Source organism: Streptomyces sp. NPDC087440 (genome assembly GCF_044744005.1).
Classification (GTDB): Bacteria; Actinomycetota; Actinomycetes; order Streptomycetales; family Streptomycetaceae; genus Streptomyces.
Genome location: NZ_JBIUXN010000026.1, coordinates 110,837 through 128,504, shown reverse-complemented (window position 1 = coordinate 128,504; position 17,668 = coordinate 110,837). Strand labels below are relative to the sequence as shown.

General features: G+C 72.7%; 19 protein-coding genes. 6 read left to right on the top strand and 13 right to left on the bottom strand.

Going from position 1 to position 17,668, the window contains the following annotated elements; translation table 11 throughout:
• Positions 1–91: 91 nt before the first annotated feature.
• Together ACIO3O_RS36780 and ACIO3O_RS36775 are read right to left on the bottom strand one after the other, a co-directional pair.
• Positions 92–799: an ANTAR domain-containing protein gene (locus tag ACIO3O_RS36780; protein WP_401753443.1), complete on the bottom strand. Its 708-nt coding sequence runs from the start codon at positions 797–799 to the stop codon at positions 92–94.
• Between the two features lie 121 nt (positions 800–920).
• A complete protein-coding gene (locus ACIO3O_RS36775; protein WP_401753442.1) occupies positions 921–1,580 on the bottom strand; it encodes a TetR family transcriptional regulator in 660 nt (219 codons plus the stop codon).
• A 123-nt stretch (positions 1,581–1,703) separates the two neighbouring features.
• Here ACIO3O_RS36775 and ACIO3O_RS36770 point away from each other — a divergent pair, with 123 nt between their 5' ends.
• Both ACIO3O_RS36770 and ACIO3O_RS36765 read left to right on the top strand, forming a co-directional pair.
• The gene (locus ACIO3O_RS36770; protein ID WP_401753440.1) at positions 1,704–1,850 is read left to right on the top strand and encodes a hypothetical protein; all 147 of its coding nucleotides are present in this window, start codon (positions 1,704–1,706) and stop codon (positions 1,848–1,850) included.
• A gap of 37 nt (positions 1,851–1,887) precedes the next feature.
• Positions 1,888–2,181 carry a DUF4190 domain-containing protein gene (locus ACIO3O_RS36765; protein WP_401753439.1) on the top strand — a complete coding sequence of 98 codons (294 nt, stop codon included), beginning with the start codon at positions 1,888–1,890 and terminating at the stop codon, positions 2,179–2,181.
• A 7-nt stretch (positions 2,182–2,188) separates the two neighbouring features.
• Here the strand turns inward: ACIO3O_RS36765 and ACIO3O_RS36760 are convergent, their stop codons facing one another.
• The 7 genes from ACIO3O_RS36760 to ACIO3O_RS36730 form a co-directional block, all read right to left on the bottom strand.
• A complete protein-coding gene (locus ACIO3O_RS36760; protein WP_401753437.1) occupies positions 2,189–2,824 on the bottom strand; it encodes an EF-hand domain-containing protein in 636 nt (211 codons plus the stop codon).
• 2 nt (positions 2,825–2,826) lie between these two features.
• Positions 2,827–3,672 (bottom strand): hypothetical protein, encoded by an 846-nt coding sequence (locus tag ACIO3O_RS36755; RefSeq protein ID WP_401753435.1) that lies wholly within the window; start codon positions 3,670–3,672, stop codon positions 2,827–2,829.
• Positions 3,669–4,991 (bottom strand): urea ABC transporter substrate-binding protein, encoded by a 1,323-nt coding sequence (locus ACIO3O_RS36750; protein ID WP_401753433.1) that lies wholly within the window; start codon positions 4,989–4,991, stop codon positions 3,669–3,671. The genes ACIO3O_RS36755 and ACIO3O_RS36750 overlap by 4 nt, the downstream gene beginning before the upstream one ends.
• Before the next feature lie 192 nt (positions 4,992–5,183).
• Entirely contained in the window at positions 5,184–6,224 is a 1,041-nt protein-coding gene (locus tag ACIO3O_RS36745; protein ID WP_401753459.1) for an NAD(P)-dependent alcohol dehydrogenase, read from the bottom strand.
• Positions 6,225–6,283: 59 nt separating this feature from the next.
• Positions 6,284–7,045, bottom strand: a complete 762-nt coding sequence (locus ACIO3O_RS36740; RefSeq protein ID WP_401753431.1) for an SDR family NAD(P)-dependent oxidoreductase — start codon at positions 7,043–7,045, stop codon at positions 6,284–6,286.
• A 14-nt stretch (positions 7,046–7,059) separates the two neighbouring features.
• On the bottom strand, positions 7,060–7,683 hold the full coding sequence (locus ACIO3O_RS36735; RefSeq protein WP_401753429.1) for a TetR family transcriptional regulator: 624 nt from the start codon (positions 7,681–7,683) through the stop codon (positions 7,060–7,062).
• Positions 7,684–7,749: 66 nt separating this feature from the next.
• A complete protein-coding gene (locus ACIO3O_RS36730) occupies positions 7,750–8,619 on the bottom strand; it encodes a helix-turn-helix transcriptional regulator (RefSeq protein WP_401753427.1) in 870 nt (289 codons plus the stop codon).
• Between the two features lie 143 nt (positions 8,620–8,762).
• Here ACIO3O_RS36730 and ACIO3O_RS36725 point away from each other — a divergent pair, with 143 nt between their 5' ends.
• Positions 8,763–9,779 carry an alcohol dehydrogenase catalytic domain-containing protein gene (locus tag ACIO3O_RS36725; protein ID WP_401753426.1) on the top strand — a complete coding sequence of 339 codons (1,017 nt, stop codon included), beginning with the start codon at positions 8,763–8,765 and terminating at the stop codon, positions 9,777–9,779.
• A gap of 53 nt (positions 9,780–9,832) precedes the next feature.
• Here ACIO3O_RS36725 and ACIO3O_RS36720 read toward each other — a convergent pair whose 3' ends face one another.
• The gene (locus tag ACIO3O_RS36720) at positions 9,833–10,429 is read right to left on the bottom strand and encodes a TIGR03086 family metal-binding protein (RefSeq protein WP_401753424.1); all 597 of its coding nucleotides are present in this window, start codon (positions 10,427–10,429) and stop codon (positions 9,833–9,835) included.
• 222 nt (positions 10,430–10,651) lie between these two features.
• On the opposite strand from ACIO3O_RS36720, the gene ACIO3O_RS36715 reads away from it, so the two are divergent.
• The gene (locus ACIO3O_RS36715; RefSeq protein WP_401753422.1) at positions 10,652–11,575 is read left to right on the top strand and encodes a helix-turn-helix transcriptional regulator; all 924 of its coding nucleotides are present in this window, start codon (positions 10,652–10,654) and stop codon (positions 11,573–11,575) included.
• Positions 11,576–11,596: 21 nt separating this feature from the next.
• Here the strand turns inward: ACIO3O_RS36715 and ACIO3O_RS36710 are convergent, their stop codons facing one another.
• Positions 11,597–12,601 carry an AraC family transcriptional regulator gene (locus ACIO3O_RS36710; protein WP_401753420.1) on the bottom strand — a complete coding sequence of 335 codons (1,005 nt, stop codon included), beginning with the start codon at positions 12,599–12,601 and terminating at the stop codon, positions 11,597–11,599.
• A gap of 101 nt (positions 12,602–12,702) precedes the next feature.
• Between ACIO3O_RS36710 and ACIO3O_RS36705 the strand changes: the two genes are divergently transcribed.
• On the top strand, positions 12,703–13,647 hold the full coding sequence (locus ACIO3O_RS36705) for an MBL fold metallo-hydrolase (protein ID WP_401753418.1): 945 nt from the start codon (positions 12,703–12,705) through the stop codon (positions 13,645–13,647).
• A gap of 29 nt (positions 13,648–13,676) precedes the next feature.
• On the opposite strand, the gene ACIO3O_RS36700 is transcribed toward ACIO3O_RS36705, so the two are convergent.
• Both ACIO3O_RS36700 and ACIO3O_RS36695 read right to left on the bottom strand, forming a co-directional pair.
• Entirely contained in the window at positions 13,677–14,153 is a 477-nt protein-coding gene (locus ACIO3O_RS36700; protein ID WP_401753416.1) for a (2Fe-2S)-binding protein, read from the bottom strand.
• A 69-nt stretch (positions 14,154–14,222) separates the two neighbouring features.
• Entirely contained in the window at positions 14,223–16,571 is a 2,349-nt protein-coding gene (locus tag ACIO3O_RS36695; protein ID WP_401753414.1) for a molybdopterin cofactor-binding domain-containing protein, read from the bottom strand.
• 262 nt (positions 16,572–16,833) lie between these two features.
• On the opposite strand from ACIO3O_RS36695, the gene ACIO3O_RS36690 reads away from it, so the two are divergent.
• Complete coding sequence (locus ACIO3O_RS36690; protein WP_401753412.1) at positions 16,834–17,661, top strand: hypothetical protein; 828 nt, start codon at positions 16,834–16,836, stop codon at positions 17,659–17,661.
• Positions 17,662–17,668 lie beyond the last annotated feature (7 nt).

Here is a 17,668-nt window from a genome sequence, read left to right as displayed (position 1 = left end):
TCGCAAACCCGTCCCGCACTCGGCACCACCCCGCTACACTCCCCACACCCAAGCCGTTGACCAGGCAGTACATCAAAGTCCGGCTGGAGTACTAGGGCGCGTCGCTGTCGCGGTTCCCGGCCACCACCTCGGCGGCCAGCTCCGGCAGCGGTCTGCCGCTCGCGAAGGCCCTGGCCCGCAGTCGGGCCAGGGCCTCCTGCGCGTCGACGCCCCACTGCTCCATCAGCATTCCGACGGCCCGGTGGGTGGTGCCCCAGTGCGCGTCGAGCACGTCCTCCGGCTCCCACTGGGGGAGCCGGTCCACGTCGGTGTGGGTACGGCTGGACTCCAGCAGCACTTCCAGTACGGTCGCGGACGCCCGGAGCGCGCGGGCGACGGCCCGTCCGCTCAGCCGCCGGGGTGCGTAGGCGAACAGGTCGATCGACCCCACGGCGGGCGCCGTCCCCAGCGGGAACCCGTGCACGGACCCGATCTGCGGCAGCTCCTCGCGCAGCCGCGACCCGAAGACCGGCCACCGGCCCGTCTCCTCGCGCACGTCGTTCCACAGCATCGGCACGCCCTCCGCGCAGGCCGACACGCACGGCCCCTCGGCGCTCTCGAACTGCAGCTCCTCCAGCCGCACGGCCACCGGCCCCGAGGCCGCCAGCAGTTGGCGTTCCGGGGTGTCGGTGGCGAGGGACAACGTCACCCCGTTCACCCCCAGCACCCCGCACAACGCGGCCGCGAGCCGCTGCGGCAGCCGTGCGAAGTCCCCCTCGGCCGCCGCCCGCACCCTGCGTGCCACTCGCGATTCCGGCATGACCGACACCCCGCTGCTCACCTCCCGCGCTGGGTGCGCGGGGTCACCGTGCGCGTACCCCTCATCCGCCGCACCACCCGCGACGCGGGGCCCGCCGGCCCGGATGGCAGTGCGGCGCGGGTCAGTTCGGGCCGGGGCGGCCGTCGAGCCAGTGGGCGCGGCCGAGGCTGATCAGGCGGAGTTGGCGGCGGGCGTGTTCCGCAGCCGGCTCCTCGCCGTCCGGGCCCGCTTCGAGGAAGGCGGAGGCGGTCATCACCATGTGGTCGACGTAGACGCCTCCCAGCATCTCCAGGTCCTCCCTCGACCAGCCCGCCGATTCCGGCAGCGCCCCCAGCGCGTCGGCCACCTCCGATGCGAACAGGTGCAGTTGGGCGCCGATCGCCTCCCGTACCGGCCGCACTCCCCCGTGCCGCTCGCGCGCGATGAACCGTACGTGCGCGGGCGCCGACCGCACCAGGTCGGCGATCAGCCCCACCGTCAGGGCGATACGGGCCGCGCTGTCGTCGGCGTCCGGCGCGGTGAGGCTGGCCCGGATCGCGGTGTGCAGGCCGTCCAGCGACTCGTCGACGAGGGCGACACCGAGTTCGGCGGTGTCCTTGAAGTGGCGGTAGAACGCGGTCGGCGCGACCCCCACCTCCCGGGTCACCTCGCGCAGGCCGAGGCTGCTCAGGCTCTGGTGCTCCAGGAGCCCGAGGGCGGCGTCCATCAGGGCCTGGCGGGTCTTCAGCTTCTGTGCCTGCCGGACTCCGAAGGGCCCGGCGGTCTGCGTGGTGTGACTCATGTCATCCAGTAAACAGTCGTTCTCCGAAGAACGGAAGCATGGGGGTGTGGTTCAGTGGACAACTGTAAGTACAGATGTTCACTGAAAGTCGGAACTCCTGCTCCCCCGTGAGGTGTTGAGACCGTGATCGCGCTCGTCGCCGTCCTCCTGCTCCTGGGCCTCCTGCTGGGCCCGGTCGCCCATGTCCCGCTGTCCGTCAGCCTGATCGCGGCTGCCGTGATCGGCGCCTGGCTGCTGATCTTCGCCGTCAAGGAACGCCGGCACCGCTGAGCCCCTTCCCTCAGGTACGCCCCGGAAAGGAACCGCCATGCAGCTCACCGCCCCCACCACCCGCACCGACACCCGCCCCCGTACCCGCCCCGTCGGCCTGCGCGACGCCGACGGGATGGCCGTCGCCGCCTTTGTGCTCGGCCTCGTCGGGCTGCTCGTCATGAACGTCCTGCTGGGCCCGGCCGCGATCCTGCTCGCCACCCTCGCCCTGCGACGCGGCACCGCCCGCCGCTTCCGCGCCTGGCTCGGCCTGGGGCTCGGCGTCGCGGACCTCGCCGTGCTCGCGCTCGTCGTCGACATGAGCAACTCGGTTTCCTGGAGCCTGGCCTGATGATCCGTCAGTCGAGCAGCGCCGCCGGAGGCGGGCCCAGCAGCCAGTTGCCGGGGGCGTCGGGCGCGTTGCTGGTGAAGTACTCCAGTACCGCCGCGTGGATCTCGTTGTGCTCCAGCGTCCCGCTGCCGTCCCGGTCGAGCATCCGGTAGGCCGCCGTCAGGTCCCGCTCCGAGGTGAGTCCGAAGGCCGCCGAGAGCAGCACCCGGTACTCGCGTTCGGACACCTGGTCGTCGCCGTCGGTGTCCGCGATGTCGACCAGCGCGCAGCACAGCCGGTTCAGCGAGGCCCGGAAGGGGCGGGCGCGGTCCCGTCCCGCCGCGAGGAGTTGCTCGGTGAAGGCGTCCCGGTCCAGTTCGCCGCGGCCGCCGGGGTCGTGCAGCGCCCAGAGCTTCCGGTACCTGGCGAGCAGCCGCCGGTGTTCGCGCTGTCCCGGCCGGTGGTTGAAGGCACGGGCCAGCCGGGCCGCCGCCAGGTCGTAGTCCTCGCTGGTCAGCCGGCCGTCGCGGTCGGTGTCCAGGCAGGCGAACCACCGGTGCAGCTTCCAGCGCAGGAGCGGCAGGTCGTCGTCGGCGGCGCCGGACGCGCCCGGAACCGTACGCCCGCGAACCGGAACCGTACGCCCGCGAAGTCGGGAAAGCACTCTCACATCTCCAGGTTCTGCATACTCGCCACCACCGACTCGAAGGCGTCAGGACCGATCCCCGCATCCCCGCCGAACGGCTTCTCCAGCGAGGCCACCAGGAACACCGACAGGGCGACCACCGTGGCCAGCACCGACACCACCAGACGCTGCACCCAGTCCCTGCGGACGCCGAAGAAGTAGACCATCACCACCGAGAGCACGCCGCCGCAGTAGAGCATCAGCCACACCACCGTCGGCACTTCGGAGCGCGCCGCCAGCAGGCGCAGACGGCGGTTGTCGCCGAGGGAGTTCATCCGCTCGATGGACGGCTGGTAGAGGGGGCTGGCCTTGCCGTCGGGGCCCATGTCCGTGTAGACGGTCCAGAGTTCGGTGAGGGCGGCGTGCGCGCGGGGGTCGGCACCGGACGCGGTCATCGCGTCCCACTCGTCACCGATCACGATCGTCGCGTACGTACGGGACGCCTCCTGCACCTGTCTGCGCACCGGCACCGCGAACCCCCGGGACATCCGCTCCAGGTCCGCGAGGGCGTTGGCCTCCTGGGCGACGGTCGACTCGGCGTCGGCGTAGTTCTCCCAGACCACCACCACCGCGAAGGCCACCAGGGTGGCGAAGACCGTGCCGATCATGGCGAAGACGGCGGCCTGCGACGCACTGTTCTGCGTCATCGCCACGTTGCGGACGCAGTAACGGGCCAGCGGCAGGCCCGCGTTGACCAGCAGGACCGACAGTCCGACGAGCAGCACGCAGGACGCCCACAGGGGAAGCGTGGCCCGCTTGACGAGGATCAGGCCCAGCGCGGACCCGAGGAAGAGCAGCCAGTGCACCCACAAACGGTGGAACCTCACAGCCCCGCCTCCCCCAGCACGTCGTTCGGCAGCACCTGTCCGCCGGGCGGCCGGTCCCACCGGCCGCCCCAGCCCTCGTACAGGCCCTTGAGCAGGTCGTCCCAGTCCTGTCTGCGGCGGAACGGGCTGTAGGGGACGGGGTGGATGACCGTCTCCGACTCCCACACCACGTCCATCTGGCCGTCGGCGCGGATGCGGCCGAGGCGGGCGGTCTTCCAGAGGTGGAGGTTCTCGCGGTCGACGAAGACGGTGCCGCCGGGACTGCGCCAGCGCGCCCCGCGCAGGGCCCCGGTGACCGCTGCCGGGTCGGCGCTTCCCGCTTCCCGTACCGCCTGGGCCCAGAGCATGACGCTGCTGTACGAGGCCTCGGCGGGGTCGGAGATCACGGCGTCGGGCCCGTAACGGGCCTTGTAGCGGCGGACGAAGGCGGCGTTCTCGGCGGTGCGCACGGACTGGAAGTAGTTCATCGCGACGTAGTTGCCCGCCATGCGGCGGGCGTCCATGGCCCGGAGTTCGGACTCGTTGAGGACGAGGGAGAGGACGGGGAGGGTGCGGGAGGTCGCTCCGGCGTCGAGGAGGGCCTTGAAGAAGGGGATGTTGGTGTCGCCGACGACGGTGGACACGATCGCGTCGGGCCGGGCGCGCAGGATGCGGGCGGTGGCGTCCTGGACGGCCTGCGGGCGCGTCTCACCGAGCGGGAGGTAGTGCTCGCCCGCCACCGTGCCGCCGGTGGCGGCGAGTTGGGCCTTGATCACGGCGTTGGTGGCGCGCGGGTAGATGTAGTCGGAGCCGACGAGGAAGAGGCGTTTGCCCCGGTTGTCGAGGAACCACTTCACGGCGGGCGCGACGACCTGGTTGGGGGTGGCGCCGGTGTACACGACGTGCGGGGTGCGTTCCATGCCCTCGTAGAAGGTGGGGAAGAAGAGGAGCCCGTCGTACTTCTCGACCAGGGGGATCATGGTGCGCCGGCTCGCGGAGGTGTAGCCGCCGAAGACCGCCCGCACTCCGTCGGTGGTCAGCATGCGGCGGACGGAGGCGGCGAAGACGGTGTTGTCGGAGCGGGTGTCGACGGTGACGGGTTCGACGCGATGCCCCAACACCCCTCCCTGGTCGTTGAGTTCGCGCACCGCCAGCAGGACCGCGTCGGTGAGCGGCCGCTCCGCCATGGCGAGGCCGCCGGTGGCGGAGTGCAGCACGCCGACCTTGACGGGGGCGGTGTCGCCCGTGTCGCCGGGCGCCGTGCAGGCGGACGTGAGCAGCGCGGCCCCGAGGAGGGCGGCGACTGCCGCGCTGCCCCGGGGGCGTCGCGTCCTGGTCATCGCTTGCGGCCCCCGTCGTTCCGTCACCGTACGCACTGTGCGGTGACGCAGCGTACGCCGTGCGGGGGTGGCGGGGTGAACGGATGAGGGGGGCGCGTCACCCGGACGGCCCAAGCGCGGGCCCGCCCCGCGCGGTGTGCGTCCGCCCCCGTTCCGTGGCGGAGACGGGGGTGGACGACCGTACGTACGGGGTCAGCCGTTGGGCAGGAGCACCGCGCGGCCGTTGATGCGGCCCGCGTGCAGGCGCTCGTACACCTCGGGCGCCGCGTCCAGCGGGTACGTCTCCACGTGGACGTCGAGGACGCCCGAGCGCGCCAGGTCCAGGACCTCGATCAGCTCCGCGCGCGAACCCCAGTACGGTGCGCGGAAGGCCGCGTCGTACGGTACGACGCCGAAGCCGACGGGGGCCGCGCCGCCGCCGATGCCGACGATCGTCACGTCGGCCTCCACTCCGGCGCAGGCCGAGGCGGTGGCGACGGTGGGCGGGGCGCCGACGAAGTCGAACACGGCCTGCGCGCCCAGTCCGCCGGTGATTTCACGGACCTTCGCGGCCGCGTGCTCGTCGGACAGGACGGTCTCGTGCGCGCCGACCTCGCGGGCCAGGCCGAGCTTCTCCTCGGTGACGTCCAGGGCGATCACCCGGGCCGGGGTGAGCGCGCGCAGCAGCTGGATGGCGACGTGGCCGAGTCCGCCGGTGCCGATGACGACGGCGGTGCTGCCGGGGGTCAGCTTCGGCAGCGACGTCTTGATCGCGTGGTACGGGGTCAGGCCCGCGTCCGTGAGGGGCACGGCGGTGACCGGGTCGAGGTCGCCGAGCGGGACCAGGTGCCGGGGGTCGTCCACGATCATGTACTCGGCGAGCGCGCCCGGGGCGCCCAGCCCGGGCGGGCGGATGCCGAGTTCGGCGGCGCGCAGGCAGTAGTTCTCCTTGCCCTGTGCGCACATCAGGCAGCTGCCGCAGCCCCACGGCCCGTACACCGCGACGGAGTCGCCGATCTCGAAGCCGGTGACGCCCTCGCCGAGCGCGGCGACCCTGCCCGCGCCCTCGTGACCGAGGGTGAGCGGCAGCGGGAAGGGCAGGGCCTCGGCGGGCCAGCTCATCACGGCGATGTCGGAGTGGCAGACGCCTGCGGCGGTCACCTTCAGCAGCACCTGGCCGGGGCCCGGCTCGGGGCGGTCGACGGTGACGACCTCGGGGGCCTTGCCGACGGTGCGGTACTGGACTGCCTTCATCTGGGCGGACATGGGGTGCTTCTTTCTCGCAGCCTGGTGGAGTGGAGGGTCGTACGGGGTCAGCGGGCCGCGTAGCCGCCGTCGACGAGGTGGTAGCTGCCGTTGACGAACGAGGCGCGGTCGGAGAGCAGGAACAGGGTCAGCTCGGCGACCTCCTCGGCGGTGCCGAGGCGGCCCTGCGGGTGGAGGGAGACCAGGTGGTCGCGGGTGGCCTGGTCGCCGCCCTGGATCAGCGGGGTGTCGATGAAGCCGGGGGCGACGGCGTTGACGCGGACGCCCTGGGCGGCGTACTCGACGGCGGCGGTCTTGGTCAGGCCGACGACCGCGTGCTTGGCGGCGGAGTAGGCGGGCGACCCGGCGAAGCCGTTGGTGCCGAGGATGGAGGACATGTTGACGACAGAGCCGCCGCCGGAGGCGAGGATCAGGGGGAGTTCGTAGCGCAGGGAGTAGAAGACGCCGTTGAGGTTGGTGTCGATGACGCGCTGCCAGTCCTCGATGCCGTACTCGCCGGTGGGGGCGGAGGCTCCGGCGATCCCGGCGTTGTTGACGGCCAGGTGCAGGCCGCCGAAGGTCTGGAAGGTGAAGTCGACGGCGGCGCGCACCGATGCGGGGTCGGTGACGTCCACGCGGACCGCTGCGGCCCTGCCGCCCGCCGCGACGAGGGCCTCGGCGGCCTCCTTCGCGCCCTGCTCGTTGTGGTCGGCGACGACGACCGCCGCTCCGGCCTCGGCGAGGCGGCGGGCGACGGCGAGGCCGATGCCGGAGGCGGCACCGGTGACGAGGGCGGTCTTGCGGGCGAATTCGGGGGTGCTGGTGGTCATGGTGGTACCTGGTTTCACTTGCTGGGGGTGGTGCTGGGTGCGGGTTCGGCGGCCAGGGCCGTGAACGCCGCGTCGATCAGCTCGGGGAGGGGGGTGGTCGCGCCGGGGGCGATCCAGAACTGGACGGCCGTGCCGAACGCCCCGACGGCGAGCGCGATGGCGAGGGCGGGGCGCAGGTCGTGCTCCGGGTCCTGCCCGAGGCGCTCGGCGACGATCCGTACGGACTCGTTCCGCGCCTCGTCCTCGACGTGCCCGTAGGCGGCCCGCAGCGCCGGCTCGGCGTGCAGCAGGTGCAGCAGTTCACCGGCGCGGGGGCGGCGGGGCCAGGCCTGCGGGTCGTTGTCGAGCCAGTCGTGCAGGGCGCGGTGGTAGGCGGTGAGGGGGTTCTCGTCGGCGGGCCGGGCGGCGAGGGCCTCGTTGATCCGGGCGTAGTCGGCACGCAGGGCGTCGACGACGGCGTCCTCCTTGCCGGAGAAGTACCGGGTGAAGGTGCGCCGGGAGACGTCCACGCGGTCGCTGATGGCTTCGACGGTGACGCCGTCGAGGCCCCTTTCGAGCACCAGGTCCACGGCGGCCGCCGCCATGGCCTCGCGGCTCTCCTGGACTTTGCGGACCCTGCGGCCCTGTGGGGTGCTCATGGCGTCGACTGTACTCCTCAAAATGTCCCAGTGAGACACTTGGCGCGATGAGACAGGAGGAGTGCGTCACCTTTCGGGCGTGGCCCTGGCCGCTGCGGCTCCGAGTTCCTGCGTCCCCACGACGGAGAGGAGCGAGAGGCGGTCGGCGTCCGGGGTGCCGGGCCGGGCGGACAGCCAGAGCAGGCGTTGGCGGCCGTCCTCGCTGAAGAGGTTGTGGCAGTCCAGCTCCATCGCGCCGACCACCGGGTGCAGGAACCGCTTGCGGGCCTGGCGGCGCACGGCGACGTCCCGCCGCTCCCAGAGTTCCGCGAACTCCTCACTCCGGGCGCGGAGTTGGGCGATCATGCGCCGGACGTCGGCGTCGTCTCGGCGGGCGGCGACCGCGCGCAGGTCGGCCACGAAGTCGTACGAGTGCCGGGCGTGGTCCTCGGCCGGATAGAGGTCGCGGATCTCGGGGCGGGTGAACCAGAGGTGGACGTGGCTGTCGGTGCCCGGGCCCCGGGAGGCGGTGGGGAGGGGGCCGAGGAGGGCGGCGGCGAGCGCGTTCTGGGTGAGCGGCTCGTGGAGGTCGGTCATGATGCGGGCCGGGGTGTCGGCCAGCCGGTCCAGGAGCGCGAGCATGCCCGGGTCGATGTGGCCGAGGGGGCCGCGCGGGGGCGGGGAGGGGTGTCCGGCCAAATGGAAGAGGTGGTCGCGTTCGTCGCTGGTCAGGCGCAGGGCGCGGGCCAGGGCCGTGAGCATCTGCTCGGAGGGGCGGGCGCTGCCGCCGCGCTCCAGTTCCGTGTAGTAGTCCACGGAGGCCCCGGCGAGCAGGGCGACCTCCTCGCGCCGCAGCCCCGGCACCCGGCGGCGCGGGCCCGCGGTCAGCCCGACCTCGGCGGGGCGGATGCGGTCGCGCCGCGTCTTGAGGAAGGTGCCGAGCTCGGTGAGGTCCATGCCTCCATGGTCGCCGGTCGGGCGGGGCCGGGCGAGGGGCGAGCCAGGGGGTGGCAACCCCGGGGTGAGCGCCCCCGTGGCTGTCGCGCGGCATCGGCGTGAGGGTGGGGGTGAGCCAGATTCCGTACCGGAAGGAAACGTTCATGAGCACCATGCCGAACACCATGCGAGCCGTCCAGACCGTCGCCGCGGGAGCCCCCTTCGAGCTGCGCGAGATCCCCGTGCCCGAGGCCGGCCCCGGCCAGGTCCGGGTCCGGGTGCGGGCCTGCGGGGTGTGCGGCGGCGAGAACATCGCCCGCTTCGGCGCCCTCGGCACCCCGTTCCCCCGCGTGCCGGGACACGAGATCGCCGGTGAGGTAGACGCGGTCGGCGCGGGCGTCACCGCCTGGCGGGTCGGCGACCGGGTCGGCGTCGGCTGGCACGGCGGGTCCTGCTTCACCTGCGAACACTGCCGCCGGGGCGACTTCGTGAACTGTGTCGAGCGGAAGATCGTCGGGGCGTCGTACGACGGCGGGTATGCGGAGTACGTCAGCGTCCCGCAGGACGCCGTGGCGCGCGTCCCGGACGGCCTGTCCTTCACGGAGGCGGCCCCGCTGATGTGTGCCGGGCTGACCGTGTTCAACGCGCTGCGCAACAGCGGGGCCCGCGCCGGTGACACCGTCGCCGTGCACGGCATCGGCGGGCTCGGGCACCTCGGGGTGCAGTTCGCCGACAGGATGGGCTTCCGTACGGTCGCCATCAGCCGGGGGCGGGGGAAGGAGAAGCTGGCCCGGGAGCTGGGGGCGGACGCGTACGTGGACTCGACGGAGGGCAGCGCCGGCGAGGCGCTGGCCGCGCTGGGCGGGGCGGACGTCGTCCTCACCACGGTCGGGGTGAGCCCGGCACAGGCGGACCTGGTGCAGGGGCTGCGGCCCAACGGGCGCATGATCGTGGCGGCCACGGACCACCAGCCTGTGGAGGTGGACCCGGAGCTGCTGGTCTTCGGCCGCCGGGAGGTCACCGGCTGGTACAGCGGGCATGCGCGGGACGCGGAGGAGACGTTGGCGTTCGCCGCGTTGAAGGGGGTGCGGCCGATCACGCAGGAGTTCGCACTGGAGCGGGCGGAGGAGGCCTTCCAGGGGATGGCGCGGGCCGAGTACCGGAACGTACTGGTGCCGTAGGGGCGGCGGGTTCCTCCCGTGCCGCCACCCCACTACGGGCGGGGGGGGTCGGATCAGGGCGTGCGGCCCGTCCACGCCACCAGGCGCTCGATGGCCGGGGCGTCGGCGGGCACCTCCACCACGGGACCGAACGGCACCGGGCCGCCCCGGCGTTCGGCGGGGATCGCGCGCCGGGCGGTGGTGATGCCGAGGGCGACGACCTCCGGGTCCCAGGCGGGGGACTGTCCGGTCGCGACGGCCAGGTCCCAGGTGTGGACGGTGAACTCCACGGTGAAGGCAAGGGCCGCGGCCGCGCCGGGGAGCGTGCCGAAGGGGAGGGTGAGGGAGCGGGTGAGGACCGACGGGTCGGCCCAGGCGTCCTGGGCGTCGCGGAAGGCCTCCTCCCAGGCCTTCAAGAGGCCCTCGTCCGTGACGTCCTCGGCGATGCCGGGCACGCTCAGGGGGTCGCCGCCGCTGCCCGCGAGGGCGATCCGGCGCAGCACGGCGACGAGGTGACGCCCGAGGCGGCCGACGGTGAAGTCGGAACAGGGGGTGGGGGCGTCGAGCTGGTCGGGGTGGGCGGCGGAGAGGGTGTGGGCGGCGAGGGTGACGGCGGACCAGAGGGTGTGGCGGGGGTCGGACTGGGGGGTGTCGCTCTCGGAAAGGTTCATGGCTTCCATGCTGGGGGCTGAAGTGGCCATCTCCTGGCCACTTTCGCAGGGGGTGCGGGGTGAGGCGGTGGGGGCGTTGTACGTGCGGGTGCGTCGTGGCTGGTCGCGCAGTTCCCCGCGCCCCTGGACGGCATGCCCTTCGGGCAGCCATATCCCCCGCCACAATGGCCGTATGACGCCCACCCCCCGCCCCCTCCCGTGAAGGCCGATCGGCTCGTTGCCGTGTTGCTGTACCTCCAGACGCGCCCCCGCGTCACCATCGCCGAAGTGGCCGCCGAGCTCGAAGTCTCCGAGCGGACCGCCCGCCGTGATCTGGAGGCCCTGGCCACCGCCGGTGTCCCCGTCTACTCCCAGCGCGGGCGCGGCGGCGGCTGGTCGCTCGTCGGCGGGGCCCGCACCGACCTCACCGGGCTCACCAGCGACGAGGTCCGCGCACTGTTCCTGCTGGCCGGACCGGCCGCGACCTCGCCCGAACTCCGTACCGTGGTGCGGAAGTTGATACGGGCACTGCCCGCGCCCCTGCGGTCCGCCGCCGAGGCCGCCTCCCAGGCGAACGTCCACGACGGCACCGACTGGGCCCACGCTCCCGTCACCGCCGAACGACCCCACCTCACCGCCCTCCAACGTGCCGTGGTCGACGGCGTCCAGGTCCGGCTCGGCTACGCGGGGCCCGGCAAGCCCGCCTCCCTGCGCACCGTCCACCCCCTCGGCCTCGCCTCCAAGGCCGGTGCCGACTACCTCCTCGCCGACACCGCCCACGGCCTGCGGACCTTCCGGCTCAGCCGGGTCACCTCCGTCGAGCCGACCGGGGAGCCGGTGGTGCGGCCGGAGGGATTCGACCTGGCGACCGCGTGGCGCTCCCGCACCGCCCGCATGGAGGAGCGCATGCACGCGCAGACCGTGCACGCCCTCGCCGAGCCCGCCTCCCGGGCCGTCCTGGAGCGTGTCCTCGGCGCACGGCTGCGCATCACCGGCACGCACCCGGACGGCCGGCTGGAGATCGAGGTGGACGGGCCCACCGTGGAGGTCGTCGCCGAACGCCTCGCCGGGCTCGGGCGGCGTGTGGAGGTCGTGGCGCCGCCGCAGGCCCGCACGCGACTGGCCGCCCTGGCGCAGGAGTTGGCAGCTCTGTACGGGTCCCCCTGACGCTCCCCCGCCCGCGCCGCCTCACACGTGCACGCCCCGGGCCGCCGCCTCCCGGTAGCGGCCCGGCGTGGTGCCGAACTCGCGGGTGAAGGCGTGCGAGAGGGCGTACGGAGTGGCGTAACCGACCTGGCGGGCGACGGCGGCCAGCGGCTCCTGCGTGTCGCGGAGCCTGGTGGCCGCCAGCGTGAGCCGCCACCAGGTGAGGTACGTCATCGGGGGCCGGCCGACCAGCGTGGTGAAACGGCGGGCCAACGTCGGGCGGGAGACGCCCGTGCGGGCCGCCAGGGTGTCATTGGTCCAGGGGGCGGCCGGATCGGAGTGGAGTGCGCGCAGGGCCTCGGCCGTCACCGGGTCGTCGAGCACGGCCGACCAGGTCCCGGCCCCGCCCTCGGCGCTCCAGGCACGCACCATGTAGACGAGGAGGAGGTCGAGGAGGCTCGGTACGGCGAGGCAGGACCCGGGTCCCCTGAAGTGCAGCTCGCGGCCCAACAGGTCGATGGCCGAACGGAGTTCGGTGTTCTCCCCCACCCGGTTCGGGAGGTGGACGACCTCCGGCAGCTCCGCGAGGAGCGGATGCGTCCGGCTGCGGTCGAGGCGGTACTTGCCGCACAGCATCTCCACTTCCGGGCCGCGGGCCCCCGCCGCATCGTGGCCACCCGCCGCAGCGTGGTCACCCACCGCGCCCTGGTCACCCACCGCGTCCTGGTCGCCCCTCGCACCGTGGGCGCCGAGCCCCGCCAACCACCGGTCGACCGGCACCGCGGCCGCCGCCGTCGCCGGGTCGTCGACCCGGGAGTCGGACAGTACGTGCCCGGTGCCCTGCGGCAGCAGCACCGCATCGCCCGTACGCAGCAGGACGGGATCACCGCCGTCGGGCAGCAGCCAGCAGACGCCCTCCAGCACGACGTGGAACGCGGCGCCGCCGTGCCCCTCGATGCGCGTGCACCAACTCCCGTACGCGCTCAGCCGGTCGGAGGAGGGCTGCCCGACCCGTACGACGGCTATCGCGTCACTCACCACATCCATGCGGGCAGCCTAGCCGTACGCCTCCGCGATGAGACGGCTGCGTATCTGGATGAGCAGATCAGGCATTGAACGGCTCAGCATGGCTTCCTAGGTTGGAGATCATGAAGAGCGAGAGCGCGCCGAGCATGTTCCTGGGTGACGTCGAAGTCATCCGTGTCGTCGAGTGGCGGGCCCCCATCGGGCCCGCGCGCGACCTGGTCCCCCGGGCGCCGGCCGAGCTGTGGGAGAGCAACCGGGAGTGGCTGACGCCCGATCACTGGGAGCCCGAGACCGACCGGGCGCTGGGCGCACTCCAGTCGTGGGTGCTGCGCAGCGGGGGCAGGACCGTGGTGGTCGACACGGGGGTGGGCGACGGGCGCGAGCGCCCGCAGTCGCCGATGTTCCACCGCAGGCAGGACGACTTCCTGGGCGCGCTGGCCCGGGCCGGGGTCCGCCCGGAGGAGGTCGACGTCGTCGTCAACACCCATCTGCACAGTGACCACGTCGGCTGGAACACCCGGGCGAGCGGGGACGCGGCGGAGCCCTGGGTCCCCACCTTCCCGAACGCCCAGTACCTGATTCCGGCCGCCGACGACTTCCACTACGGCCCGCGGAACGCGTACGCGCAGGGCGCGCGGGAGGAGGACCGGCTGATCCACGAGGACAGCGTCGCGCCCGTGCACCGGGCCGGACTGAGCGTGCTGTGGGACGGTTCGTACCGCATCGACGAGCACCTCACCCTGGAGTCCGCCCCGGGGCACACGCCCGGCTCCTCCGTGCTGCGGCTCGCGTCCGGGGGCGACCGGGCGGTCTTTGTCGGCGATCTGCTCCACAGCCCGGTGCAGATCCTCGCCCCCGACTGCAACAGCGGCTTCTGCCTGGACCCGGAGCAGGCGGCCGCCAGTCGCCACCGGATACTCCAAAGGGCCGCCGACGAGCGGGAGTTGGTGTTTCCCGCACACTTCGGCGGGGACGGTGCGGTGGAGGTCCGGCGGGCGGGCGGCGGATTCGCCCTCGGCGAGTGGGCGGCGCTGTCGTCGGTTCGACCGGCGGCCTCGCGAGCGTAGATCGCCGGAGTCGGACCTCGCGGCCCGTCTCACATCCGCTGCGCTCCCTCCTTGACGGCCTCCCGGATGCGTGCGTACGTCCCGCAGCGGCAGATGTTGCGGATGCCGTCCAGGTCCGCCTCCGTGACCTCGCGGCCCTCCTCGCGCACCCGGCGCACCAGCGCCACCGCCGCCATGATCTGGCCCGGCTGGCAGTAGCCGCACTGGGCCACGTCCCGGTCGAGCCAGGCCTCCTGCATGGGGTGCAGGTCCGCGCCGACGGTGCCCGGGAGGCCCTCGATGGTGGTGACCTCGTCGGTGGGCTTCAGGGCCTTCACGGGGATCGCGCAGGGGTTGGCGGCCTTGCCGTTGAGGTGACTCGTACAGGCCTTGCAGACGTTGATGCCGCAGCCGTACTTGGGGCCGGTGATGCCGAGGAGGTCGCGCAGCACCCACAGCAGGCGTTCGTCGTCGGCCGCGTCGACGGTGACCTGTTCGCCGTTGACGCGGAAGGTGTGTTCAGGCACGGGACTCTCATCTCTCAGCGGGCTGGTGCGGATCTCAAGGGAGGTGCACGGAAGGTGCGTTGGGGCGGCTCAGCGGACGTGGTCGAGGCCGTCCGTCGGGGACGCCGGAATCGGCGGCACCGTCGGCTTCGGCTCGAAGGAGAGCGTGCCGTGGTTGATCGGGAAGCTGGTCGGCAGGGTGCCGGTGGCCCTGCCGTACGCACAGGCGACGGCCGCCGCCGAGGCCGCCACCGCCAACTCCCCGGCGCCGCCCGGCTTTCCGGTGGTGGGCGGCATGACGACGACCTTCAGCTCGGGCGGGGTGTTCCACTGCCGGGTGTAGAAGTAGTTGTCCCAGCTCGCCTCGAGGAAGTACCCGTCGCGCAGGTGCAGGGACGCGGTGAGGGTCTGGGCGATGCCGTCCATGAGGCCGCCCATCATCTGCGCCTCCAGGCCGCGCGGGTTGACTGCCAGGCCCGCGTCGACCACGCAGACCGCCCGGGTGACGCGCGGTCCGGCGACTCCGTCCCGTACCGGACGGTTGACGGTCTCGGGACGGCAGTCGATCTCGACGAGGACCGCGCTGACCGAGTGGTACTCGTTGTGCAGGGCGATTCCCTGGGCGACGCCCTGCGGCAACTCCCGTCCCCACTCCCCCACTTCGGCCGCTTTGTCGAGCACCGCCCGGGCCCGCTCGTCGCGCAGGAAGTCGCGGCGGAAGCGGAGCGCGTCCTTGCCCATCTTCGCCGCGAGTTGGTCCACGATCAGTTCGCGGGCGCAGACGACATCGGGCGAGTAGACCCCGCGCATGCTGCCGGTGTTGAAGCCCTTGTCGGTCTCGGCGAGGAGCCTGCTGTAGATCCCGAAGTCGTACGGCATGGACTGGGAGAGCTGGAAGAAGGTCTCCGAGAAGCCGATGTCGCCGACCGGCAGCTTCGCCGCGAACGCGGTGATCACCTCGCCGAGCCCGTGGCCGAGGTCGGTGGCGACGCTGGTGTGCCGCTGCTTGTAGCCGAGTACGGAATTGCCCAGGTAGGCGGCGCGCACCCGCGAGGTGGCCATGGGGTGCACGCGGCCCTGGCGGGAGTCGTCGGCGCGGTGCCACATCAGCTTGACGGGCTTGCCGAACGCCTTGGAGATCTCGGCGGCCTCCAGCGCCGCGTCGAAGAACAGCCTGCGGCCGAAGGAGCCGCCGCTCTCGGTGACATGCACGGTGACCTTGTCGCGGGGCAGGCCGACCCGCTGGGCGATGGCCTGCTGGGCGACGATCGGTGACTTGAGCCCGGACCAGACCTCGGCGCGGTCGGGGCGCACGTCGGCGATGGCGCAGTTGGTCTCCAGCGCGCTGTTGCTGCGGAAGTGGAAGGTGAAGGTGGCCTCCACGGTGGGCGTCACGGCGGGCAGGCCGAGCCAGATCTCGGCGTCCTTGAGCTCCTTGCGTACGCTCTCGTCGGACTTGCCTTCGGCGGTGCCTGGCTTCCACGCGACCTTGAGCGCGCGTACGGCGTCGATGCACTGGCCGAAGGTCTTGGCCCGTACGGCGACTCCCGTGGAAACAGCCGCCACATGCGTGACCCCGGGCATCGCCCGTACCGCGTCGAGGTTGGCGATCGCGCCCGGCTTGCCGTTGAGCGTGGGCGGGCGGCACACCATGGTCGGCAGGGCGTCGGGGACCTGGAGGTCCATGGTGAACTTCTTGCGGCCGGTGACGGCTTCGAGTGCGTCGATACGGTTCTGGGGCGTGCCGATGACACGGAACTCGGCGCGCTCCTTGAGGACCACGGACACCTTCCGCACCTCGGTGCTGGCGGCCTTCTCGGCGAACGCGCCGATGCCGATGCTCCTGCCGAGGGGTCCGGTGACGACTCCGGCCTTGAGGGTGAGTTCGCCGACCGCCGCGCCGAGCGCCACGGCGGCGGCGTCGAGGAGCCGTCCCCGGGCGACGGCGGCGGCGACCCGGACCGGGGTGAAGGTGGAGATGGTGGTGTTGGAGGCGCCGGTGAACTGGTTGAAGGCGAGTTCGGGGCGGGCGTCGGCCAGCGTGACCTTCACCTTGTCCAGCGGTACGTCCAGTTCCTCCGCGATCAGCATCGCGGTGGAGGTGGTGATGCCCTGGCCGACCTCGGCGCGCGGGAGGGCGAAGGAGACCGTGCCGTCCGTGTTCACCACGATGGTGATGCGGTGGGCGGTGGGGAGGGAGGCGACGGTCAGCAGGTCGTTGAGGTCGACGATGTCGGTGATGTCGAGGGAGGGGACGGCTGTGGCCCCGGCCCCCGCCGGTTCGGCGGCAACCGCCTTCCGGTCGTCCAGCCCCAGTTCGGCGGCGACGGCGAGGGTGGGTGCGGCGAGGACGTACCCGAGGAAACGCCGCCTGCCGACACCGGGTCCGGCCCCTGTCCCGGCCCCGGCCCGCGCTGACGCGCCCCCGTCCTCATCCATCTCACGCACACCCAACGGCATCTGATGCCCCCTCAGTAACTTCGACCCGGCCCCTGAGTGTGCCCCGGAAGCCCGTGGCGATCAAGGAGTTCTCGGGGCGGCAGACCTCCCGCCCCTCCCCGGTCGGGTGATGTTCCCGCACCGGGGGAACCGTCCCGTACGCCGCACTCGTACTCCGTACAGCACAGGTCCCCCACGATCACGATTCACGAGCACGACGGCCGGAAGCCCCCTCCTCCGGCCGCAGCGGAGCGGAGCAGGCGTGACGACATCGGCCCATGGAAACCGCGGTGGTACGTCCCCACAGCCCGGATCGGGCACGGAGGCCGTCGCGATCGGCTGCGCGGTCGTCGTCGCCCTGATCCTGGTCGCAGGGGTGATCGCCCTCGTCGTCTGGGGGGTCAACGCCCTCGTGGACCGGCTGCGGGCGGCGCCCTTCGAGGACGCGTCCGTGGTGAGGCTGACGGACCGCATCCCCTTCGACGACGGGCTGCCGCCGCGCCAACGCGGCCCGGAGAGCACGGAGCGCAAGCAGGACATGGACAAGGTGAAGGACACGATCCGCGAGGTCTTCCTGCCGCTGCTCGGCCGCCCGACGGCGGAGGTGACCGTCGACTGCGGCCGGGCCACGCTCAGCTCCTCCCCCTTCCCGTGCACGACGCGCGAACTGGCCCCCGTGGGCCGCCGGGCACTCACCGCCACCTACACGGTCCGCATCACGAACCTGCGCGAAACCCGCCGCTACCTGGGCACGGGCACGGACTTCCTGGTGGAACGAAGCTGGCAGCAGGACGTGCGCCCGCAGAAGGCGCCGGTGCTGCGGGCGGCGGTGCACAGGGAGGCGTACGGCCAGGCGTTCAACACGTACACGAAGGATCACGAGACCCGAGCCGCAGCATGCGACAACACCATCCCGCCCCTGATGCTGCTCGCCCCGGGCACCCGCACCCGGTACCGGTGCTACGTGCAGGGCGAACTGGGCTGGACGACGTACCGCGTGGACGTGGGCGAGCAGGGCGAGGCGACCCTGACCGCCCTCTCCGACGAGGAGGAGAGGGCGTGGCCCTCCGCCCCCGCCCCTTCGGCATGATGTCCGC